Annotated in this window: 20 protein-coding genes; 8 read left to right on the top strand and 12 right to left on the bottom strand. The window is 39.7% G+C overall.

Annotated elements, in window-relative coordinates:
• Nucleotides 1-40: 40 nt before the first annotated feature.
• From A3GE_RS0101710 to A3GE_RS0101700, 3 genes are read left to right on the top strand one after another with little or no spacing between them, the layout of a single operon-like run.
• The gene (locus A3GE_RS0101710) at nucleotides 41-1552 is read left to right on the top strand and encodes a sugar ABC transporter ATP-binding protein (RefSeq protein ID WP_018355556.1); all 1512 of its coding nucleotides are present in this window, start codon (nucleotides 41-43) and stop codon (nucleotides 1550-1552) included.
• Between the two features lie 45 nt (nucleotides 1553-1597).
• Nucleotides 1598-2569 carry an ABC transporter permease subunit gene (locus A3GE_RS0101705; RefSeq protein ID WP_018355555.1) on the top strand — a complete coding sequence of 324 codons (972 nt, stop codon included), beginning with the start codon at nucleotides 1598-1600 and terminating at the stop codon, nucleotides 2567-2569.
• A 29-nt stretch (nucleotides 2570-2598) separates the two neighbouring features.
• Nucleotides 2599-3528 (top strand): ABC transporter substrate-binding protein, encoded by a 930-nt coding sequence (locus tag A3GE_RS0101700; RefSeq protein WP_018355554.1) that lies wholly within the window; start codon nucleotides 2599-2601, stop codon nucleotides 3526-3528.
• Between the two features lie 155 nt (nucleotides 3529-3683).
• On the opposite strand, the gene A3GE_RS0101695 is transcribed toward A3GE_RS0101700, so the two are convergent.
• Nucleotides 3684-4403, bottom strand: coding sequence for a response regulator transcription factor (locus tag A3GE_RS0101695; protein ID WP_018355553.1), 720 nt, complete (start codon nucleotides 4401-4403; stop codon nucleotides 3684-3686).
• Between the two features lie 152 nt (nucleotides 4404-4555).
• Between A3GE_RS0101695 and mak the strand changes: the two genes are divergently transcribed.
• A complete protein-coding gene (gene mak / locus A3GE_RS0101690) occupies nucleotides 4556-5461 on the top strand; it encodes a fructokinase (RefSeq protein WP_018355552.1) in 906 nt (301 codons plus the stop codon).
• 118 nt (nucleotides 5462-5579) lie between these two features.
• On the opposite strand, the gene A3GE_RS0101685 is transcribed toward mak, so the two are convergent.
• The 7 genes from A3GE_RS0101685 to A3GE_RS0101655 all read right to left on the bottom strand — a co-directional run bounded on the left by A3GE_RS0101685 (nucleotide 5580) and on the right by A3GE_RS0101655 (nucleotide 12957).
• Complete coding sequence (locus tag A3GE_RS0101685; protein ID WP_018355551.1) at nucleotides 5580-7619, bottom strand: TonB-dependent siderophore receptor; 2040 nt, start codon at nucleotides 7617-7619, stop codon at nucleotides 5580-5582.
• A 294-nt stretch (nucleotides 7620-7913) separates the two neighbouring features.
• Complete coding sequence (gene ppnN / locus A3GE_RS0101680; protein WP_018355550.1) at nucleotides 7914-9269, bottom strand: nucleotide 5'-monophosphate nucleosidase PpnN; 1356 nt, start codon at nucleotides 9267-9269, stop codon at nucleotides 7914-7916.
• A gap of 8 nt (nucleotides 9270-9277) precedes the next feature.
• Nucleotides 9278-10117: an NADPH-dependent 7-cyano-7-deazaguanine reductase QueF gene (gene queF, locus A3GE_RS0101675; RefSeq protein ID WP_018355549.1), complete on the bottom strand. Its 840-nt coding sequence runs from the start codon at nucleotides 10115-10117 to the stop codon at nucleotides 9278-9280.
• Nucleotides 10118-10129: 12 nt separating this feature from the next.
• Entirely contained in the window at nucleotides 10130-10915 is a 786-nt protein-coding gene (locus A3GE_RS0101670; protein ID WP_018355548.1) for a Zn-ribbon-containing protein, read from the bottom strand.
• Nucleotides 10906-11286, bottom strand: coding sequence for a SufE family protein (locus A3GE_RS0101665; protein WP_018355547.1), 381 nt, complete (start codon nucleotides 11284-11286; stop codon nucleotides 10906-10908). Before A3GE_RS0101665 ends, A3GE_RS0101670 begins: the two co-directional genes overlap by 10 nt.
• Nucleotides 11283-12482: a cysteine desulfurase gene (locus tag A3GE_RS0101660; protein ID WP_018355546.1), complete on the bottom strand. Its 1200-nt coding sequence runs from the start codon at nucleotides 12480-12482 to the stop codon at nucleotides 11283-11285. The genes A3GE_RS0101665 and A3GE_RS0101660 overlap by 4 nt, the downstream gene beginning before the upstream one ends.
• A complete protein-coding gene (locus A3GE_RS0101655; protein WP_018355545.1) occupies nucleotides 12472-12957 on the bottom strand; it encodes a thermonuclease family protein in 486 nt (161 codons plus the stop codon). The genes A3GE_RS0101660 and A3GE_RS0101655 overlap by 11 nt, the downstream gene beginning before the upstream one ends.
• A 227-nt stretch (nucleotides 12958-13184) precedes the next feature.
• On the opposite strand from A3GE_RS0101655, the gene A3GE_RS0101650 reads away from it, so the two are divergent.
• From A3GE_RS0101650 to A3GE_RS0101640, 3 genes are read left to right on the top strand one after another with little or no spacing between them, the layout of a single operon-like run.
• Nucleotides 13185-13610, top strand: a complete 426-nt coding sequence (locus A3GE_RS0101650; protein ID WP_018355544.1) for a CidA/LrgA family protein — start codon at nucleotides 13185-13187, stop codon at nucleotides 13608-13610.
• 9 nt (nucleotides 13611-13619) lie between these two features.
• The gene (locus tag A3GE_RS0101645; RefSeq protein WP_018355543.1) at nucleotides 13620-14312 is read left to right on the top strand and encodes a CidB/LrgB family autolysis modulator; all 693 of its coding nucleotides are present in this window, start codon (nucleotides 13620-13622) and stop codon (nucleotides 14310-14312) included.
• A 5-nt stretch (nucleotides 14313-14317) separates the two neighbouring features.
• Nucleotides 14318-15670 carry an anti-phage deoxyguanosine triphosphatase gene (locus tag A3GE_RS0101640; protein ID WP_018355542.1) on the top strand — a complete coding sequence of 451 codons (1353 nt, stop codon included), beginning with the start codon at nucleotides 14318-14320 and terminating at the stop codon, nucleotides 15668-15670.
• Between the two features lie 212 nt (nucleotides 15671-15882).
• On the opposite strand, the gene dxs is transcribed toward A3GE_RS0101640, so the two are convergent.
• The 3 genes from dxs to xseB form a co-directional block, all read right to left on the bottom strand.
• Nucleotides 15883-17736 carry a 1-deoxy-D-xylulose-5-phosphate synthase gene (gene dxs, locus A3GE_RS0101635; protein ID WP_018355541.1) on the bottom strand — a complete coding sequence of 618 codons (1854 nt, stop codon included), beginning with the start codon at nucleotides 17734-17736 and terminating at the stop codon, nucleotides 15883-15885.
• A 66-nt stretch (nucleotides 17737-17802) separates the two neighbouring features.
• Nucleotides 17803-18693, bottom strand: coding sequence for a (2E,6E)-farnesyl diphosphate synthase (gene ispA, locus A3GE_RS0101630; protein ID WP_018355540.1), 891 nt, complete (start codon nucleotides 18691-18693; stop codon nucleotides 17803-17805).
• Nucleotide 18694: 1 nt separating this feature from the next.
• Nucleotides 18695-18934 carry an exodeoxyribonuclease VII small subunit gene (xseB, locus tag A3GE_RS0101625; protein WP_018355539.1) on the bottom strand — a complete coding sequence of 80 codons (240 nt, stop codon included), beginning with the start codon at nucleotides 18932-18934 and terminating at the stop codon, nucleotides 18695-18697.
• Between the two features lie 169 nt (nucleotides 18935-19103).
• Between xseB and thiI the strand changes: the two genes are divergently transcribed.
• Nucleotides 19104-20555 (top strand): tRNA uracil 4-sulfurtransferase ThiI, encoded by a 1452-nt coding sequence (gene thiI, locus A3GE_RS0101615; RefSeq protein ID WP_018355537.1) that lies wholly within the window; start codon nucleotides 19104-19106, stop codon nucleotides 20553-20555.
• A gap of 45 nt (nucleotides 20556-20600) precedes the next feature.
• Here the strand turns inward: thiI and A3GE_RS0101610 are convergent, their stop codons facing one another.
• Nucleotides 20601-21536, bottom strand: a complete 936-nt coding sequence (locus tag A3GE_RS0101610) for a gluconeogenesis factor YvcK family protein (RefSeq protein ID WP_018355536.1) — start codon at nucleotides 21534-21536, stop codon at nucleotides 20601-20603.
• Nucleotides 21537-21569 lie beyond the last annotated feature (33 nt).

Here is a 21569-nt window from a genome sequence, read left to right as displayed (position 1 = left end):
TGATTAAATGTTGAAAATAGTTCAAAGGGAAAGTGATGAAATGCGAGAACATAATTCTAATCAAGTTACCCACCCATTATTAGAAATGAAAGGTATTGCTAAGCGTTTTGGTTCGTTTTATGCGTTACAAGGCGTGGATTTACCCATTTATCGAGGAGAAATTCATGCTTTGATGGGCGAAAATGGGGCAGGGAAAAGCACCTTAATGAAAATTCTTGCCGGTGCTTACACTGCCTCTGAAGGCGATATTTTTATTGATGGAGAACGCTTTGTAATTTCCTCTCCAAAAGATGCCATTAAAGCAGGCATTACTTTGATTTATCAAGAAATTCATTTATCGCCAAATTTAACGGTGGCAGAAAATATTTTTTTAGGTTGTGAAATTAAACATTGGTACGGTCTTGATCGCAAGGCAATGGCAGATATATCACAAAAAGTATTGGAGCGATTAGGCGCACAATTCTCTGCCACTCAAAAAGTGTCATCACTCACCATTGCTGAACAACAGCAGGTTGAAATTGCACGGGCTTTGCATCGTAACAGTCGTGTATTAGTGATGGATGAACCGACCGCCGCATTATCATCTCGTGAAACAGAACGATTATTTGAATTAGTAAAAAAACTGCGTGATGAGGGAATGGCAATTATCTACATTAGTCATCGTATGGCTGAAATTTATGAATTAGCGGATCGGGTGAGTGTGCTACGTGATGGAAAATATGTGGGTTCATTGATTCGTGAAAATGTGGATTCTGCGACTTTGGTTCAAATGATGGTAGGTCGCCCGCTAACCGATTTGTTTAACAAAGAATCTGTTCCGATTGGGGAAGAAGTACTACGAGTGGAAAATCTTGCGGACGGTAATAAAGTGAGAGATGCTTCCCTTGTTGTTCGTGCGGGGGAAATCATTGGTTTATCCGGTTTAGTTGGTGCCGGGCGTTCTGAATTGGCACATCTATTATTCGGCGTTAAACGGGCAACGCAAGGTAAAATTTATCTTAGTGGGGGCGAAATTAGTTTTAATTCGCCACGGGAGGCTATTGCTCATCATGTCGCATTATTGCCGGAAAATCGTAAAGAGGAAGGGCTATTTCTTGATTTAAATATTCTTAAGAATGTAACTATGGCAACCATTGAGCGTGATGCCACAATGTTGGTGATAAACCGAACAAAGGGAAAACGAGCGACTCAGGAAGCCATTGAAGGGCTAAAAATGCGAGTACCCAGTGCCAACGTGAATGTGAGTGGATTATCCGGCGGAAATCAGCAAAAAATATTGCTGTCCCGCTGGGCGGCTATTCATCCTAAATTGTTTATTATGGATGAACCGACACGCGGTGTTGATGTGGGGGCAAAAAGTGAAATTTACCGAATGATGATCGAAATGGCAAAACAAGGCGTAGCAATTTTGATGATTTCCAGTGAACTTCCAGAAATTGTGGGAATGAGTGATCGTGTTTATGTAATGCGCGAGGGTTATATGGTCGGTGAATTGACGGGAAATAATATTAATCAAGAACAAATTATGGCATTTGCTTGCGGTGCGCAATAAATAAAAAATCAAATGAAGGATTAAATCTTAAAAGAGAGGTAAAAAATGGGAACAGCACAATCAACCAGCGTTGGGTTTAAGAAAATAGCATTAGCTGATGCGATGCAAGCGATGGGGATCTTGCCGATTTTAATTTTAATTGTCATCGTTTTTTCTTTTGTTGCTCCTAATTTTATGACGGAAGCTAATGTTATGAATATTACCCGTCAAGCCTCCATCAATATTGTCCTTGCCGCCGGAATGACTTTTGTGATTTTAACCGGTGGGATCGATCTTTCAGTCGGTTCTATTCTTGGTGTAACGGCGGTGATGGGGTTAGTGGCATCATTAAATCCGGCATTAGCAGATTTCGCAGTCCCAATCGCTTTACTTGCAGGATTGGGAATGGGCGTATTCAATGGTTTACTTGTTGCTTATGCAGGCTTACCTCCGTTCATTGTTACCTTAGGCACTTACACGGCATTGCGTGGCGCAGCTTATTTAGTCGCAGATGGTACTACGGTAATCAATTCAAAAATCTCATTTAGCTGGATTGGTAACGGCTACCTTGGTTCTGTTCCTTGGTTGGTGATCATTGCTTTTGCCGTGATTGCAATCTGTTGGTTTATTTTACGTCGTACGACTTTGGGCACTCATATTTATGCAGTTGGAGGAAATTTACAAGCGGCCCGTTTAACCGGTATTAAAGTTTCTTTAGTATTAATTTTTGTTTATGCCACCAGTGGCTTGTTGTCAGGTCTTGGAGGCGTAATGAGTGCATCACGTTTATACAGCGCCAATGGTAATCTTGGTGTCGGCTATGAACTTGATGCAATCGCAGCCGTTATTTTAGGGGGAACCAGTTTTGTCGGGGGGATTGGTACGATCACCGGAACATTGATTGGTGCATTAATTATTGCGACCTTAAATAATGGTATGACATTAATGGGCGTGTCATATTTTTGGCAACTCGTCATCAAAGGTGGGGTTATTGTCGTGGCAGTATTAATCGACAAATACCGTACTCGCTCAGCATAATATTTACTTCAACATAGGAGAAAATCGTCATGAAATTAAAAACTTTAGCTGTATCGTTAATGTTAGCCATCGCACCTTTTGCTCAAGGGAAAGAATTAAATTCTATCGGTGTGACGGTTGGAGATCTTGCTAATCCGTTTTTCGTACAAATTGCAAAAGGGGCGGAATTAAAGGCGAAAGAATTGGCGGGTGATAAAGTTAATGTTGTCTCTGTATCCAGTGGTTATGATTTAGGGCAGCAAGTGGCGCAAATCGACAATTTTATTGCCGCAAAAATGGATATGATCATTTTAAATGCGGCAGACTCCAAAGGGATCGGCCCTGCAGTACAACGTGCACGTGATGCCGGAATTGTCGTTGTTGCCGTTGATGTGGCGGCAGATGGGGCAAATGCCACCGTAACCTCAAATAACTATCAAGCCGGAGAAATTGCCTGCCAAACCATTGTAGATAAATTAAATGGTAAGGGAAATGTTGTCATTATTAACGGGCCACCGGTTTCAGCAGTACAAGATCGTGTTCAGGGCTGCCAAGATGTGTTTGCGAAACACAGTGAGATCAACGTGCTATCCCATAACCAAAATGCGAAGGGAAGCCGAGAAGGCGGATTGGAAGTGATGACATCATTATTAATCGCTCATCCAAAAATTGATGCCGTATTTGCAATTAATGATCCGACCGCAATTGGTGCGGATTTAGCGGCTAAACAGGCGCAACGCAATGAATTCTTTATTATGGGCGTGGATGGTTCACCTGATGGTGAAGAAGCATTAAAATTATCCGATAGCCTATTTCGTGGTACTCCTGCACAAGATCCTCAAGTGATGGCGGCAGAGGCGGTAAAAATCGGTTATGATATTTTACAGGCTAAACCGGCACCTAAAGAGGCGGTGTTAATTCCGGTGAATTTAATCACTCGTGAAAATATCACGGATTATAAAGGTTGGACAGTAAAATAAAACGACGAAAAATAGAGGGCAGATCTAAGATCTGCCTTAAAGATAAAAAAGTGCGGTCACAAAAAACAATGTTTTTTGAACGTTGGCTTTGCCAACGATCTCGTTAGAGATGAACAAACGAGTGAACGAGTTTGTGAATAATTTTTCACTGTGTTTTAACAGGATTCTACGATTGCATTAAACAAATAACCTATTCCCCTTATTGTTTGGATATAACGAGGATTTTTAGAATTCGGCTCAATTTTTTTACGCAAACGCATAATGAGTACATCAATAGTTCGGTCGAAAATATCCAAACTTTCAGAGTGTGTTAATTCAAGTAATTTTTGACGGGAAAGCACTTTTTGAGCATGGCTGATTAGCGCATACAGTAGAGTGTATTCACCTTGAGTGAGTATAATTTCTTGTTTTTGTGGTGAATATAATTTGTGATTTTCCGTATCAAATAACCAATGATCAAACTGAAAACCGTGACGAATCGGTATATTGGAAAAAGGCTGAAGTTGATGGTGACGTAAGGCAACTTTTGCTCTTGCAACAACGACTCTGGGATAAAAAGGTTTCGAGATATAGTCATCTGCACCCATTTCTAATCCCACAACAATATCTGATTCTGAATCCAAACCGCTTAACATAATAATTGGGATTGAAGTGAGTGACTTTAAATGCTGTAGTAAAGTAAGTCCATTGACATCAGGTAAAATAAGATCGAGAAAAATAAGTGAGAATGTTGGGGTGGTTTGGAGTAATGCTAAGGCTTGTTTGCCTGTATTGACCGCTGAAACAGCATAGCCGTGTTCTTCAAAAATATCGGTGAGTAGTTCACAGATTTGGATATCGTCATCAATAACAAGAATAGATAAATTTGATGGCATTGCTTATCTCACGAATTTAATTAGTAGAAAAGGGGCGTGACAATTTTTGCAGAAACATAGTAAAAACAACATGTTCATAAGCCCTAAAAGTATATACAAGTTTTTAGAAAAAACATATTTTAAATTTTAAGTCCGGTAAACAGGAGGGGAATATGCGTATTGGGATTGATTTAGGTGGCACTAAAATAGAAGTCATTGCGTTATCTCATCATGGGGAAACATTATTTAGAAAACGTATTCCGACACCAAGAGGTTCTTACGAAGCCACGCTTACTGCCATTAAAAGTTTGGTTGATGAGGCTGAACAAGAAATGGGGCAAACGGGAACGGTTGGTGTGGGGATTCCCGGCACGATTTCACCTTTTAGTTTTAGAGTAAAAAATGCCAATTCTGTTTGGTTAAACGGTCAACCGCTAGATAAAGATTTATCTCAAGTATTGAATAGAGAAGTGCGTATTGCCAATGATGCTAACTGTATGACCGTTTCTGAAGCAACTGACGGTGCCGGCGCAGGAAGTGCGGTCGTTTTAGCGTTAATTTTGGGGACAGGTTGTGGTTCCGGCATTGTGATCAATGGTAAACCCCATAATGGTGGTAACGGTATTGGTGGGGAGTGGGGGCATAATCCTTTACCTTGGATGGATGAAGAAGAGCAACAAATTGCTCAAACGTCACCTTGTTATTGCGGTCGCTCCGGTTGTATTGAACAATTTGTTTCCGGTACAGGGCTTTGTGATGATTATACACGTCGCTCAGGGAAACAGTTAAAAGGGCATGAAATTGTGGCTCTCGCAGAGCAGGGGGATGAACTGGCAGAACAAACTTTGCAGGCTTATGAACGCCGTTTAGCAAAAGCACTTTCTGCTTATGTCAATGTGCTTGATCCTGATGTAATTGTATTTGCCGGCGGAGTATGTAATATTGATCGTCTTTATCATAATGTCCCTAAATTAATGCCAAATTATATCTTTGGCAAAGAATTTCATACTCCTATTCGTAAAGCTTTACATGGTGATTCCAGCGGTGTCCGAGGTGCAGCTTGGTTGTGGCCTTTGTAATTCGATTTACGATTATTTTTTCATTCCTTTTTTCAATGCTTATCATGATGAAAAAATCCACCGTTTGTTTTAAACGGTGGAGCAATTTTAAAATATTATCCAGCTAAATTAGCTTCCATTAGAACTGATAATTTAAGCCTACACGTAATTCACGCCCTACACCGGGTAGCACATTTGGACGTTGGCTGTGTGGATAATAGAATTTATTAAAGGCATTATTAAGTGAAACATTGATATTTAATTGATCGTTATTCAATGGTTTCCAGTTTACATAGAAATCATGCACGCTATAACCTGAACGTACAATATCCGAACCTGTTTCATTATCACGCACCAAAACAGAGCCTTTCGCTTTCTGAACGGTACGATTACGCCAACCGAGTTCTAGGTTAGGATCTTCAAAGCGATAGGATAGCGCAGCTGTCCATGTACGACCTACTTTTACAGCAAACTCAGGGTTTGAGCTAAGCAATTTTTTAGGGTGGGTATCATAAATACGTGGGTTACTTTCAGCCACACCAACACGGGCGGTAAATCCACCAGTGGTGTAGCCTGCATTGAGCTCGTAACCACGGTTTTTAATAAAGCCGGCATTCACTGATTCTCTTATACCACCGATATGTCTATCTTGTGGGTTTGCCAGTGCATCATTGATACGTTGCCAGAAATAGCTTCCTTCTAATGTGAAGCCCGCATAATTATAGTTAAAACCAATTTCCGTATTACGTGCACGTTCAGCGACCGTACCGTCAGCAATAGATACAATACCTCGTTTTCCATGAGTCATTAATGCATCATAAAGACGTGGGCTACGGGTTGCATAGTTATGATTTGCACTCAAACTTAATCCTTCGGTTGCTTGCCAAATTACACCAAAGCTAGGATTGAATTTACCATCAGAAACAGATTTGTTATCCGTTGCTTTAAAATTAAAGTAGTCATAGCGTAAACCTGTCGTAAAGATGAAGTCGCCTAGCGCAGTGATCGCTTCAACGTAAGCACCTGTATCTTCTTTGCTTGGTTCAACTAAATTAGGACGGAAGAATGTATGAGGTGTAATTTTTTGGTGACGATAATTTAATCCATATTTGAGTAAAACCGAATCGCCAATATCAGAGTCAAAATTGATATTCGCCCCTTTAGTCGTGATTCTTGTGGTGGTTGGACCGGCAACGTTGCCACAGTAGCCACAACCGGAATCATCTGCTGAATAACGTTTATCCTGCATAATATAAGCATTAGCCGTTAGTTCTTTGATAAAACCTAGTTTTTTACCTGTATATTCAAGATTGGTATTACTCTTACTTGTTTCACGATAAGTTGGCTTTTGACGTTCTAAAGAAAGTCTTCCTCCTGTAACTGTAAATTCCTCACGTACGGTACGTACACCACGATGTTCGTCTTTAAGGTGGCTTAATACTATGCGGTGATTTCCATCACCAAAAGTGCCGCCTAATTTGATTAGATAATTGCGTTTATCTAAAGCGCTATAAGGCACGGTATCCCCACCCTCAATATTGCGGTAGTTTTTACCCGGTTTGTAGTTATCATCATCGGTTCTTGCATAAGATACTAATGCATCAAAGTTGCCTGATTTACCAAAAGCCGTTGCACCGTAGCTATAACCGTCATTGGATGAAAACCCGGTATTTAAACGGAAGCCGTAATCTTTCTCATTCCCTTTGAGTAAATCAAGGGCATCGACTGTTTTAGCGATAATTGCACCATTTGTTGCCCCAATACCGGCACTTGCAGAGCCAGCTCCTTTTTGTACGGAAACGCTTTTTAATAAAGCCGGATCAATAATGAAACGCCCTTGGTGATATAAAATTTGGCTATCGGAATAAGCATTATCTACTTTAATATCAACAGAATTTTGCCCCATACCACGGATTGTAAGGAATTGAGAAGTTCCGTTTCCACCGCCGAAATCAATAGACGGTTCTTTGGCTAAGAAACTACGTAAATCGGTAGCGGTGCTTTCGCTACGCTCTTGCATTGTGACGATATTTGTCTGCACTTTGGTACCTTGACGATCCGTCACAGTAATTTCATCTAACGTGGTACTTGAACCGGTATTTGCCAAAGCTGAACTTGCAGTTAATACACTCATCACAACAAAACTGATGTGTGTAAGGCTAAATTGTTTTCCTTGCATACATTTCCTTATAAATGAAAAATAATAGTTGTCTTACTTACATAGTAAGTTACGAAATCACTAGTGATATAAATCTATACAAAACTAAATGATAATAATTATTATAATTTATTTTATTTTTATCTCAAGAAAATAATGATGGTAATAGGCATATATCATTGCACTAATTTAATGGGGGAGAGTTAGGAATAATCAAAACAAGGCTGGCTTAGCCTCAAGTTTTACAAGGAAAAGGCAACAAGAAACTATAGATTATTTCTTGTTGCCTTAAATTTTCTTAAAACCAACCGCACTTCACTTTACAATCTCATAGCAGGGTTCATAGGCATTTCCTGTAGGCAATTTCATTCGGTGTTGTTGGATGAAATCTTGTAGTACGGTATCGACTTTTTCCATTAAAGTGCGGTCGCCTTTTAGTTTGAATTTTCCTAATTTGGCAATGGCATCTTGCGTTTGAGGTTTGATATTACCGGCGACAATACCTGAAAAAACTTGGCGGAGATTTGCCGTTAAATCCATGTTTGATTGATTAAAATGTAACGCCAAATTTGCCATGTTCTCGTGAGTCGGTTCAAAAGGATGTTGGAAACGCGGATCAATTTTTAACGACCAATTAAATCCGTAGGAATCGTTTGTTTGGCAACGTTGGGTTTTCACATCTTCCATGGCTTTTTTCATATGACGTGCTACGGTAACAGGATCATCAATCACAATGGTATAAAGTTTTCGGGCTTCTTCGCCGAGAACTTCGCCAATAAAACGATCAATGGTGGCAAAATAATTTGCACTTTCTTTTGGTCCCGTCAAAATCACCGGTAAATGCTGTGCTTTATTTTCCGGATTGAGTTTTACACCAAGCACATAGAGTAATTCTTCAAATGTACCGGGGCCGCCCGGGAAAATCAAAATACCGTGTCCCATACGAACAAAAGCCTCTAGGCGTTTTTCAATGTCCGGCATAATAATCAACTCATTGACAATAGGGTTAGGCGGTTCTGAGGCAATAATGGACGGCTCGGTAATACCCACAAAACGGCTGTTTTTATAACGTTGGTTGGCGTGTCCGATTGCCGCACCTTTCATTGGTGCTTCCATTACACCTGTGCCACAACCCGTGATAATATTCATCTCCCGTGAACCCAATTCTAATCCTACCTGACGACAATATCGGTATTCCACCTCATTAATCGAATGGCCGCCCCAACATACGACTAAATTGGGATGTTCTCCCACAATTAATGCTTTAGCATTGCGTAAAATAGAGAAAACTTGGTTGGTAATTTGTTTGCTATCTTGTGGTTCAGCCCCGTGATGTAAAACATTTGCAAACAAAATATCACGCAATACAGCAAAAAGATGGTATTGAATATTGGTGATTATTTTATCATCTACAAAGGCACGTTCCGGTGGATTATGAAGTTCTAAACTCACGCCACGTTCGCGTGCCACAAGGTGAATATCAAAATCTGCATATTGTTGTAACAATGCACGGCTATCATCAGTGATTGCACCGGAATTAAGCACGGCAAGGGAACTGTTTCGATAAAGCTGGTATAATTCTGATTGCACCGTTTTAGTGAGGTGTTCCACTTCAAGATGAGAGAGTAACGCCATACTGCCTTTCGGATTGATAAAATGAATATTTGACATAATAATCCTTATTGTCTGGCTAAACGTAAATTTTTCGGTAAGGTTTCAAAGTTAGAGCGGAAGGGATTAATATCCAAACCGCCACGGCGGGTATAGCGGGCGTAAACCGTAAGTTTTTCCGGTTTGGCATAGTGCATTAAATCGCAAAAAATACGCTCTACACACTGCTCGTGAAATTCGTTGTGCTGACGGAAAGATATAACGTAACGCAATAATTTTTCCTGATCAATTTTTTTACCAACATAGTGAATTTGAAGGGAACCCCAATCCGGTTGATTGGTAATTAAACAATTTGATTTTAATAAATGACTGACTAAATATTCTTCTACTACTTCATCAGATACGCAATTTTCTAGCCAGCCCGCATTAAATTGATAGTCAGTAATTTCAATGTCTTGATCATCGATACATTCACCTTGTAGCAGATCAATTTGTTGTGTTTGAAAAAACGCAAGCGGATTTAACCGCACTTTCACTTCGCCTTGGGCACATTCTGCTAAATCTTGTTGCATAATTTGTGCCACTTGCTTGAAGTCGATGAATTTAGTTTGGTTAAAACTGTTTAAGTAGAGTTTAAAACTTTTAGATTCAATTAAATTTTGGCTTTGGTGATCTAAGTAGATATCCGCTATCGCCACCTGTGGCACACCTTTTTCATTAAGCCATGAAATTTCATAGGCTGTCCAAATATCGGCACCGATTGTGAAGGGCGGCGTTTTGGTAATGTCTAGCTCATCACGGTTCAAGGCTCTAGGTACCGCCTGCAATAAAGTGCGGTCATATTCGTCGGCATATTCGGTTTTTTGTCCGAGTTTAAGTGAGGCTAATCCGTAATCTTGCTTGTTCATTGTTTTTCCTCGCTATAAAAAATTCCACGAAATGTTCGAGATCAATCGACATTGATCACATTTAAAATGAAATATCTCAAAAATGGGTTTCTTTAACGTCCAATTACCGCCACATTCCGGGCAGTGGCGATGTTGCTCATTTTCAAGGGATTGACCGCCTACACGATACAGATAATAGTAGGTGGGAATATGGCTTATTTTTTCGATTTCTTGCGCTAAATAGCGACCATGTTTTGCCAATGTGTTTTGATGATCGGCTATTTCTTTTAATGCTTGATGTTCCAAGATTGCCCCATTCATTTGAAGTTGATCGCAGGCTTGCCAGTTTTCCTGCCATTTGATCACATCTTGGCTCAAGTGCGGTTGGTTTTGAAGTTGTTTATAAAGGGGAATTGGGGAAAAATTTTCGCCACTATGAAGGGGAGAGCAGCTTTGCAAATGGGTCGTATAAAGCATTTGCCACGCAGGATAAGAATTTGAGGCTGTTTGATCACTATTGAGATCATCACCAATCAATTGAAAACCCTCAAAAATCAGACCACACTTTTCTGCATGTTGTAATGCGTGATTGGCCTCTAAATTATTATTTTGTGGCAAAAGGCTGTCTTTTTCCGGGCAAATGACACGCATAGCAAAGCCTTGTTGCCCGTTTTCCTCCGCTAAATAGAGCGGAATTTCACGCCCGATAATCTGACCGTTATAACGCCATTGATCAATGATCGCATTCAACAAACGGCTTTGTTCAGCAATATCATTTTCAAGTGCGGTCAATTTGAAGAAAGTTTCGATTAAGTACATTGTTGTTTTAATTGTTCTCTAATTTGATTTAAGCCGTTTAAGCGGGTTTCGCTTAATCGTTGTGCAATACCGAGTTCGGTAAAAAAAGCGGTGAGATCAAATTCACTTAATTCCTCGGCAGTCTTGCCATTGATTTTTTCCAGTAAAATCCAAAGTAACCCGTTCATAATGCGTGATTCGCTGAAAGCATTGAATTGAAAAGTGCGGTCATTTTGAGGGCGAATTTGAAACCACATTTGTGCTTCACAACCGGTAATTTGTTGCATATTAGCGAGTTCATCATCACTTGGGCGGGGCAAATTTTTTCCCGCTTGAATAATCTGGCGATAACGTTCTTCCCAGTTTTTTGCAAGTTTTAATTGGTCGATCATTGTAAAAGTTCCAAAGCTTTATCCAGTACAGCGAAGAATTGTGCCACATCCTCAGGCGTATTGTAAGGGGCAAAAGAGAGCCGTAAGGTTGTTCGTTCTCCTAGTCTTGCCAAATAGGGCTGAGCGCAATGTTCCCCCACACGCAAAGCAATATTTTGTTCGCTGAGTAATGTGGAAAGATCCGAGCTCTCTATGTCATCAAAAACAAAACACACAATACTACTCGGTTGTGGAGAATTAAATAATCGACAATTTGCATAATTTTTTAACCGTACTTTGACAGATTCCGCCAATGCCACAGCATGTTGTTCTGCTGAGTCAAAATCCCATTGAGATAACCAATCCAAGACCGCATTAAAACCAATCACGCCTGCAATATTAGGAGTGCCGGCTTCAAGCCGATAGGGTAAATCAGAAAAGGTGATATTTTCTGCTGACACGCGATCCACCATTTTGCCACCGAAAAAGAGCGGTTGGAGTCGAGAAAGTGCGGTCAGTTTTCCGCTTAAAATACCGATTCCATTTGGACCATAAATTTTATGGGCGGAAAAGCAGAGAAAATCTGCATCAAGCTCTTGCAGATCAAGCTTAATATGGCTGATTGCTTGGGCGGCATCGACTAAAACAAGGGCGTTGCTATACTGGCGAATAGATTGAATTAAGCGTTTAACAGGCTGTTCCGTTCCGGTGACGTTTGAAACAAAGTTTAATGCCACCAGTTTTGTGCGTTCATTGAGAACATTTTTTAGTGCGGTTTCGTCAATAAGCCAATTATCTAAAATAGGCAAAATCCGAATTTTTGCACCGCACTTTTTGGCGGTTTCGTGCCAAGTGACAAAATTAGCATGGTGATCCGCCTGACTGATCAGAATTTCATCACCTGCTTTTAAATGGGGTAATAACCCGTTCGCCACTAAATTGATCGCGTGGGTCGTTCCCGATGTCCAAATCACGGCTTTTTCATTTTCCGCATTGATAAGTCTTTTTACTTGTGTGCGGGCTTGTTCATATTGGGCAGTTTGCTCTGCATCATATTGGCTGCGATGCACCGAACCGGCAGAGGCATAAAATTCAGCGGTATGTTCAATTAATACATTAGGTTTCAATGCCGTAGCGGCGTTATCTAAATACACGGTGGCATTGGGGCTTTTAAAATAAGGGAAATGTTCTTTAAAAGATTGATAATCAAAAGCCATATTTTTTCTCCTGTTTGCGCCATTCATGGGGGGAAATGGGGAAACGATCAGCCCATAAGCCTAATCGTTGTGCTTGTGCTTTTTCTTGAGCGTATAAATAAATGGGGTGGTGAAGGTATTGATTATACGCCCAAGCCATACCGGATTTCACCATTTCAAGATTAATGTTTTTACCGTTGTAATAAACGGTCGCAAGCGTGCGTTTATAGCGATCTTGACCACTTATTTTTAAGCTAACCCTACGTTTATAAATCAGCTTTGAAAGCTGCTGTTTGGATTTCTTCCCAAAAGGTTGATTTCTTTCCGGTGCATCAATTTCTTCCAAACGGATTTTAATCGGCTTATTTCCTATCATAAGACAAGTGATGGTATCGCCATCACTGATCCCTACCACAAGGCAGTTGTTGGAAGGATAAGAATGGGCAGAAAGTGCGGTTAAAAAAACAAATGAAATTAAAAGGATATTTTTAATCATAGGATTAATGAAAGATAAAAGGTTTTATTTCGGCGAATTATTGAAAATTTTTACACTTTGGAAAATGAGTTAGCATTGTAGCAAATTACAAACCCAATGAACCAGCGTTATGATTTTTGATCAAACGCATAAATTCCTGTATTTTTCAAGAAAAAGGGTAGTAAAGGGCGGAAAAATAGGCGTAAAATATTTTTTAAATGTTGTTGAAAAAGTTGAAAAGGAAAAAGATGTTATACAAGCTGTTTCTTTTGGTTCGTTCCTTATTAATTCTTTACATTATGCTTTATCTCGGTAATCAAATTGCCTATTTTATCCCTGTTGGTGTACCCGGTAGTATTTGGGGATTGCTGTTGCTTTTCGTTGGCTTGACGACCAAAATTATTCCTTTGGAATGGATTTATTTGGGGGCAAGTTTATTGATTCGTTATATGGCGATTTTGTTTGTCCCTGTGAGTGTGGGAATTATCAAATATTCCGATTTATTATGGGAACAAATGAATATTTTGATAATTCCTAATGTTGTCAGCACCTGTGCCACGCTTGTTTTTATCGGTATTGTGGCGAATATGATGTTTGAGCATCAATCGTTTCGTCATAAACGTAAAAAAGTTTTAGCCAAAAGGGCGACAGAAAAAAATAAATATATTAATTAGAGTCAAACTATGAATTATCCCCTTTATTTTTATACTTTTTTAACAATTTTCGGATTTTGGCTTGCTCTCCAAATTAGTAAACGTTGGAAATCAATCATTTTTAACTCATTTATTCTTACCGTGTTAATTTTGGTTGTGATTTTGGTGGCGGGGAAAATTCCTTATGATGACTATATGAAAGGCAATGCTCCAATTAACCACTTATTAAGCCTAAGCATCGTGGCACTCGCTTTACCGCTCTATGAGCAATTAAGACAAATTGCCAAACAGTGGCGTATTATTCTTTCCGTTGTTGTCCTCGCTTCTATTTTTTCTATGTTTACCGGTGCAATCCTTGCGTTAATTTTAGGGGCAACACCGGATATGGTGGCTACTGTGCTACCAAAATCCATTACGACGCCGATTGCAATGGAGGTTTCCGCTCATTTAGGCGGGATTCCTGCCGTTACCGCAGTAGGTGTTGTGCTTGCCGGTTTGCAGGGTTCGATTTTCGGTTATTTGATTTTGCAAAAAATAGGGTTACGTCACCAAGAGGCGATAGGCTTATCGGTTGGTTCTATTTCTCACGCATTAGGTACTGTAAGTTGTATGGAAATTAATCTGAAAGCGGGGAGTTATAGTTCGATTTCTTTGGTACTTTGTGGCATTATCAGTTCTATCCTTGCACCATTGGTGTTTAAAATGATTTATTTGTTTGTATAAACCTTATGAAAAATACCTTGTCACCTAGTTGGACTGAACGATTTATTCCCGATTTACCCCGTGAGAAAGATCATCGTCCGCCATTTCGTCGGGATCGCGGACGGATTCTGCATTCTGCCGCATTTCGTTGTTTACAAGCCAAAACCCAAATTCACGCTATTGGTGAAAATGATTTTTATCGAACCCGTTTAACTCATTCTCTGGAAGTAGCACAAATTGGGAGTAGTTTGGTGGCGCAACTTAAATATGCTGAAGCATTTAGCCATTTATCCAAACAATTAAATTGGGAACAAACGGAGCTACAAAAACAGCTTAAAGGGTTGTTACCCAGCAATGATTTAATCGAAAGCCTTTGCTTTGCCCATGATATTGGTCATCCGCCTTTTGGACATGGGGGGGAAGTGGCATTGAATTTTATGATGCATCAAAATGGCGGTTTTGAAGGTAATGCGCAAACTTTTCGAATTTTGACAAAGCTCGAACCTTATACAGAAAATGCCGGAATGAATTTAACACGCCGCACATTGCTTGGGGTGATCAAATATCCAACAATTTTAGATACCGCATCTCCACAATATGAGTATTTACCTCATTTAACCCAAGTTGATGCCCGTTATGTGAAAATTAGCGATTGGAAACCGGGTAAAGGTATTTTTCGTGATGATTTAGCGATGTTTCATTGGTTGTTGCAAAATCTCTCTGAAAATGACCGCACTTTATTTACTTCAGTGCAAAAAGTGCGGTCAAATCCTGCCGAGTTTTTAAAAACCGGATTTAAATCTCTTGATTGCAGTATTATGGAATTAGCAGATGATATTGCTTACGCCGTGCATGATTTAGAAGACGCTATTGTCACCAAAATGGTGAATCAGCACCAATGGCAAGAAGCCCATTCAGCACTGGAGAAAATCCCTTATCCATGGTTACAAAAAAATATCCAAAGTATTAGCCAAGGGCTCTTTTCTGACAAACATTTTGAACGAAAAAATGCTATAGGGGCATTAGTAAATTTTTTTATTATCAATGTTCGTTGGACATTAACCGATAATTTTGATGAACCTTTGTTACGTTATAACGCAGAGTTACCGGAAGAGGTGGTGATGGCACTTGATGTATTTAAAAAATTCGTTTGGAAATATGTTATCCGTGGTGTTGATACGCAGAGAATTGAATACAAAGGGCAGAGAATGCTGACAGAAATGTTCCAAATTTTTGAATCCGATCCGATTCGTCTTTTATCTCGTCATACCGCTGAAGAATGGCAAAACACTCCGGATGAACAGAAAAAGCGTGTGATTTGTGATTATATTGCGAGTATGTCGGATGCCCATGCAATGAGAGTTTATCAACAATTATAATGAAAAGAAAAGGACGAAAAGGGACGCAGGGGGCGTCCTTTAGTTTAGGGTATAAAAAAACCGCTATCCATTGTGAATAGCGGAGGAGGTCTTAAAATTAAATAACAATTTAAAAAACTGCAAACATGCAGTGCACTAGCAATTTATCAGACTGTTATTTTGTGAGTTAGTTCACATTTCTTTAAAAAATAATAAAAAAATTTAATAAACATCTAGTTTTTTGTAAAAGCAAGGATTTGTGCTTCAATTCCTTCCGCATCTAGCTGCAATTCATGCAACATTTCTTGTTGTGAACCTTGTGGAATAAAGTAGTCAGGCAAACCAAGCTGTAAAAGTGCGGTTCGTTTTGCTGATGAATTTAATACTTCCGCCACCGCCGATCCTGCACCGCCTTGAATCGCATTTTCCTCTAATGTCACTAAATAATCGTGGGTTTGTGCGAGTATGTTTATCATTTCTACATCAATCGGTTTCACAAAACGCATATCTACGACTGTTGCATTTAATTTTTTGGCGGCTTCTAAGGCGGCAGGTAGAAGCGTACCAAAATTTAGAATCGCAATTTTTTGCCCTTCCTGAACCAAACGGGCTTTACCGATAGGCTGTATTTCCAAAGGCGTTAATTCCACGCCTAAAGCATTACCGCGAGGATAACGTACTGCGGCAGGTTTACCGCATTTATAGCCGGTATAAAGCATTTGGCGACATTCATTTTCATCACTTGGTGTCATAATAATCATATTGGGAATACAACGCATAAAACTTAAATCAAATGCACCTTGATGGGTTTGTCCGTCTGCCCCTACTATACCGGCACGATCGATAGCAAATAAAACCGGAAGATTTTGAATAGCCACATCATGAATTAACTGATCGTAAGCACGTTGTAAAAATGTTGAGTAAATGGCGACAACCGGTTTATAACCGCCAATCGCTAAGCCGGCGGCAAAAGTTACGGCATGCTGTTCTGCGATGGCAACATCAAAATACTGTTCAGGAAAACGTTGGGAGAACTCAACCATTCCTGAACCTTCCCGCATCGCCGGTGTAACGCCGATAGTTTTGGGATCATTTTCCGCCATTTCACAAAGCCAATCACCGAAAATTTTGGAATAAGTCGGTTTTGCATTTGATTTTGGCAATTCGCCACAAGCCGGATCAAATTTTGGTACGCCGTGGAAGCCTATCGGATCTTTTTCTGCGGGGGCGTAGCCTTTACCTTTTTTCGTTTTAATGTGTAAGAATTGAGGACCTTTTAAATTCCTCATATTGCTTAAAGTGGCAACTAATTCATCAATATTATGTCCATCCACCGGACCAATATAATTAAAACCAAGCTCTTCAAATAACGTACTTTCCGGCGAGAACATGACCCCTTTCATATGTTCTTCGGTTTTTTTCATAAAATTTTTAACGGTTGGTACTTTGTTCAGAATTTTTTTACTGCCATCCCTTACCGTAGAGTAAAAAGAACCAGAGAAAATACGCGCCAAGTGATTATTTAGTGCGCCCACATTTTCTGAAATTGACATCTCGTTATCATTTAAAATAACCAACATATCTGTGTGCAACGCTCCAGCATGGTTTAATGCTTCAAATGCCATACCGGCGGTGATTGCCCCATCTCCAATGACACATACGGTTTTACGCCCCGCATTTTCGCGTTCTGCCGCCAAAGCTATTCCTAGTCCGGCACTGATAGAAGTAGAGGAGTGCCCTACGCTTAAGACATCAAATTCACTTTCTTCACGCCAAGGGAAAGGATGAATACCGTCTTTTTGACGGATTGTGGACATTTGATCTCGGCGACCGGTAAGAATTTTATGAGGATAAGCTTGATGCCCCACATCCCAAATAAGTTGATCGAATGGCGTTTTATACACATAGTGCAATGCAACAGTAAGTTCTACCGTTCCTAGTCCAGAAGCCAAATGACCGCTGCTCTGACTAACACATTCCAAAAGATAACTACGTAATTCATTGCAAAGTTGTGGTAATTGGTTTTTATTTAAAAGACGTAAATCTTCCGGTGAATTAATAAGGGATAAAATAGGGTAGTTGTTCATGTTGGTTATTCCCAAAAATTTGTGATTATTAACCGCACTTTTTGTTAATTTGTGACGCGGTCTCAATTAACTTTTTCTTGTAATGATAAATTTAGCCAAGGAACGAAGTGCGTTGGTATCAAAGGGGATTTTATCCAATTCGGATAGCGCGGTTTGGTATAAATCTTGAGCTTTTTGCTTTGCCCCCTCCAATCCGAGGAGTTTCGGGTAAGTATTTTTACCCAAGCTTAAATCCGAACCGACAGGTTTGCCAATTTCTTCACTGTTGCCTTCAATATCTAAAATATCATCCTGTACTTGAAAGGCGAGCCCAATGGCTTCGGCATAACGCGTTAGCGATTGTTCTAATGTGCTATCTGCAAAATGTGGGGAACAAATAAATCCCAGTTTTAAGGCAGCAGTAAGCAATGCACCGGTTTTATTACGATGGATTATTTCCAGTTCTTCAAGACTGATTTGTTTATGTTCAGAAATTAAATCCAAACTCTGCCCTAAACACATACCTTGTACACCGGAAGCTTGGGCTAAAGTCTGAACTAACGCCAGTTTTTGTTCCGCTGAAATGTGAGGCGTTTGGGTGAGAATATCAAAGGCGAAAGTTTGCAGTGCATCACCGGCTAAAATTGCGGTGGCTTCATCAAAAGTAATATGACAGGTTGGATGACCCCGACGTAAATCGTCATTATCCATTGCCGGTAAATCATCATGAATTAAGGAATAAGCGTGAATGGTTTCAATGGCAGCAGCGGCATAATCTAAAGATTGTTCATTTGCACCGAGCATTTCTCCCGTTGCATAAACTAAAAAAGGCCGAACCCGTTTTCCTCCCAGCAATAAACCATATTTCATCGCATCACGTAATGGTGCACCATGATTTTCAATTTCATCAAATTGTGCCTCTAAAAATAAATTAATCCGTTGTTGAATATTTTTGGATTGTTGTGGAAATTGGTTCATTTTACTCGCTTCCTTGATAATCACTCAAAGGTGCATCTTCACTTTTTTGCAAAAGAATTTGAATACGCTGTTCTGCTTGTCGTAAACGCTCTTGACCCAGCTGTGCCAATTTTATTCCCTGTTCAAATTCTTTTAACGCCTCTTCTAAAGGCAATTCGCCACTTTCTAAACGAGAAACAATGGTTTCCAGTTGCATCAATGTGGTTTCAAAATCTTGTGATGTTACTGCTTTGCGAGCCATTATTTAGTGTTCCTTTTTATGGAAAATATGCAACATTGTACTTTATTTTATCGGATGTTAAAGTTTTATTTCAAAAACCTCATTGGAAAACTTACACTTGATTTTGCTTTGTGGACTTTTCCCTTTCTTTGCGTAAAATATCCGGCGTTTTTTATCAAATTCTATTCCTATGAAATTTATTATTAAACTTTTCCCTGAAATTATGATTAAAAGCGAAACCGTGCGTAAACGTTTCGCCAAAATTCTCACCAGTAATATACGTAATATTCTGCAAAAATATGATGAAGAAACTGCGGTCGTTCGCCATTGGGATTATATTGAAGTGCGGTCAAAAAATGAAAAGAACCGTGAAAAATTAATCGAATTATTGCAACGCATTCCGGGAATTCATCATTTTTTAGAAGTGGAGGAAAAAACTTTCACTGATTTACACCATATTTTTGAACTCACTCTTGCTGATGTAGAAGCCCAGCTCCAAAACAAAACATTTTGTGTTCGGGTAAAACGCAAAGGCAAGCATAAATTTAGCTCCATTGAAGCAGAACGTTATATCGGCGGCGGTTTAAACCAACATATTGAAAGTGCAAAAGTGCGGTTAAAAAATCCTGATGTCACTGTACGTATTGATATTGAAGATGACAAAATGATGTTGGTTAAAGCTCGTCATGCCGGTATCGGCGGTTATCCCATTGGTACACAGGAAGATGTTCTATCTTTGATTTCCGGGGGATTTGATTCCGGTGTGTCAAGTTATATGTTGGTTCGCCGAGGTTCACGCGTGCATTATTGTTTCTTTAATCTTGGCGGGGCGGCACACGAAATTGGCGTAAAACAAATGGCTTATCATATTTGGCAACGTTATAGTTCATCCCACAAAGTCCGCTTTATTGCGATCAATTTTGAAGGGGTAGTCGGTGAGATTTTAGAGAAAGTCGATAACGGCCAAATGGGCGTTGTCTTAAAACGTATGATGGTACGGGCGGCAAGTAAAATGGCTGCACGTTTTAATATTGAAGCTATTGTAACCGGCGAGGCTTTGGGACAAGTATCCAGCCAAACCTTAACCAACTTACGCTTAATTGATGAAGCCGCAGATGCCTTGGTGTTACGCCCGCTTATCACCCATGATAAAGAACAAATTATTGCTATGGCGAAAGAAATTGGGACTGATGATATTGCAAAATCAATGCCTGAATTCTGTGGTGTGATCTCGAAAAATCCAACTATCAAAGCGGTGCGTGAGAAAATTCTTGCTGAGGAAAGCAATTTTAATTTTTCTATTTTAGAAAGTGCGGTAGAAAATGCGCAATATTTAGATATTCGTCAAATTGCAGAAGAAACGGAAAAAGAAGTGGTGGAAGTTGATACTGCTTCAGAGCTAAGTGAAAACGATGTCATTTTAGATATTCGTAGCCCAGAAGAAACCGATGAAAAACCGTTTAAATCGGATCACCACGAAGTTATACAAATGCCGTTTTATAAGCTTTCATCACAATTTAGCTCACTGGATCAAAGCAAAAATTATATGTTGTATTGTGAACGTGGTGTGATGAGTAAATTGCAAGCCTTGTATTTAAAAGAAAACGGTTTCACGAATGTTTATGTGTTTATGAAAAAATAATCTCAATATTGACCGCACTTTTATATTTTAATTGTGCGGTGAAACCTAATTCAATTCTTCCAACATTTCATCAATCGCCTTTGCAAGTAATGTTCGATCGTGACGGTAACTGACATCATCTGCATTTAAGCGTTTTTCGAGTATTTTTACCGAAGAAATGCTTGAAATATCAACCGCACTTTTTTCCTGTATTGGAGTTATAACACCATCAAGAATGTCTGCGCCGACAGTATGGTGAATCCAATGGATACGCTCAGTTAAAGAAAGGGCAGCGGCAGTACCTAATTCAATACCTAAGTTATCAATAAAAATTTTTTTCGCCGTACTTGTGCGAATTGCGCTGCCAATATCGGATAAAAGCAGAGGAGGCATAATACTGGTTAAGAAACTTCCCGGCCCGAATAAAATAACATCGGCTTGCTCTATTGCTTGAATGGCTTCCGGCGTTGCCTGAACCAATGGAATAAGAAATAATGATTGTGGCGTTTCGGTTAAATTATCAATACTTACTTCTCCCACAATACTGGAACCAGCTCCAAGGCTTGCTGCAAGGTGGACGGGGCTTTCAGACATCGGAATTAAATATGATTTAACGCGCAATAAATCTCGAATGAGGTTTACACCATCAAGTGGGCGAACATGCATATTTTCGAGCGCCTTTAGCATTAAATTACCCAAATTATGACCGGCCAATTCGCCTTGACCGCTAAAACGATATTCAAATAAGGCTGATGCGGTGCTCGGCTCGGTAATGATTTGGTTTAAACAATTTCGTAAATCCCCCCAAGCAATCCCACCTTGTTGTAAACGAATGCGTCCTGTAGATCCGCCGTTATCTGTGGTCGTAACAATGCCGGTAAGGCGTTCTTTCATAAAACTTAAAGCAGACATTATCCGCCCTAAACCGTGTCCGCCGCCAATCGCCACAACGCGTTGATTATTTAAATATTTATATTGACCCAATGGGGTAAAATCCAACATAGAATTTTTCTACCTAAAATTAATTAAGACATC

The sequence above is a fragment of the Rodentibacter pneumotropicus DSM 21403 genome (genome assembly GCF_000379905.1).
In the GTDB taxonomy this organism is placed as follows: domain Bacteria; phylum Pseudomonadota; class Gammaproteobacteria; order Enterobacterales; family Pasteurellaceae; genus Rodentibacter; species Rodentibacter pneumotropicus.
This window is presented reverse-complemented; position numbering and strand designations above follow the sequence as displayed.

Excerpts from the sequence above, each read along its gene's own strand:
- A3GE_RS0101710 (WP_018355556.1), top strand. The coding sequence starts at position 41 with ATGCGAGAACATAATTCTAATCAAGTTACCCACCCATTATTAGAAATG.
- A3GE_RS0101705 (WP_018355555.1), top strand. The coding sequence starts at position 1,598 with ATGGGAACAGCACAATCAACCAGCGTTGGGTTTAAGAAAATAGCATTA.
- A3GE_RS0101700 (WP_018355554.1), top strand. The coding sequence starts at position 2,599 with ATGAAATTAAAAACTTTAGCTGTATCGTTAATGTTAGCCATCGCACCT.
- A3GE_RS0101695 (WP_018355553.1), bottom strand. The coding sequence starts at position 4,403 with ATGCCATCAAATTTATCTATTCTTGTTATTGATGACGATATCCAAATC.
- mak (WP_018355552.1), top strand. The coding sequence starts at position 4,556 with ATGCGTATTGGGATTGATTTAGGTGGCACTAAAATAGAAGTCATTGCG.
- A3GE_RS0101685 (WP_018355551.1), bottom strand. The coding sequence starts at position 7,619 with ATGCAAGGAAAACAATTTAGCCTTACACACATCAGTTTTGTTGTGATG.
- ppnN (WP_018355550.1), bottom strand. The coding sequence starts at position 9,269 with ATGTCAAATATTCATTTTATCAATCCGAAAGGCAGTATGGCGTTACTC.
- queF (WP_018355549.1), bottom strand. The coding sequence starts at position 10,117 with ATGAACAAGCAAGATTACGGATTAGCCTCACTTAAACTCGGACAAAAA.
- A3GE_RS0101670 (WP_018355548.1), bottom strand. The coding sequence starts at position 10,915 with ATGTACTTAATCGAAACTTTCTTCAAATTGACCGCACTTGAAAATGAT.
- A3GE_RS0101665 (WP_018355547.1), bottom strand. The coding sequence starts at position 11,286 with ATGATCGACCAATTAAAACTTGCAAAAAACTGGGAAGAACGTTATCGC.
- A3GE_RS0101660 (WP_018355546.1), bottom strand. The coding sequence starts at position 12,482 with ATGGCTTTTGATTATCAATCTTTTAAAGAACATTTCCCTTATTTTAAA.
- A3GE_RS0101655 (WP_018355545.1), bottom strand. The coding sequence starts at position 12,957 with ATGATTAAAAATATCCTTTTAATTTCATTTGTTTTTTTAACCGCACTT.
- A3GE_RS0101650 (WP_018355544.1), top strand. The coding sequence starts at position 13,185 with ATGTTATACAAGCTGTTTCTTTTGGTTCGTTCCTTATTAATTCTTTAC.
- A3GE_RS0101645 (WP_018355543.1), top strand. The coding sequence starts at position 13,620 with ATGAATTATCCCCTTTATTTTTATACTTTTTTAACAATTTTCGGATTT.
- A3GE_RS0101640 (WP_018355542.1), top strand. The coding sequence starts at position 14,318 with ATGAAAAATACCTTGTCACCTAGTTGGACTGAACGATTTATTCCCGAT.
- dxs (WP_018355541.1), bottom strand. The coding sequence starts at position 17,736 with ATGAACAACTACCCTATTTTATCCCTTATTAATTCACCGGAAGATTTA.
- ispA (WP_018355540.1), bottom strand. The coding sequence starts at position 18,693 with ATGAACCAATTTCCACAACAATCCAAAAATATTCAACAACGGATTAAT.
- xseB (WP_018355539.1), bottom strand. The coding sequence starts at position 18,934 with ATGGCTCGCAAAGCAGTAACATCACAAGATTTTGAAACCACATTGATG.
- thiI (WP_018355537.1), top strand. The coding sequence starts at position 19,104 with ATGAAATTTATTATTAAACTTTTCCCTGAAATTATGATTAAAAGCGAA.
- A3GE_RS0101610 (WP_018355536.1), bottom strand. The coding sequence starts at position 21,536 with ATGTTGGATTTTACCCCATTGGGTCAATATAAATATTTAAATAATCAA.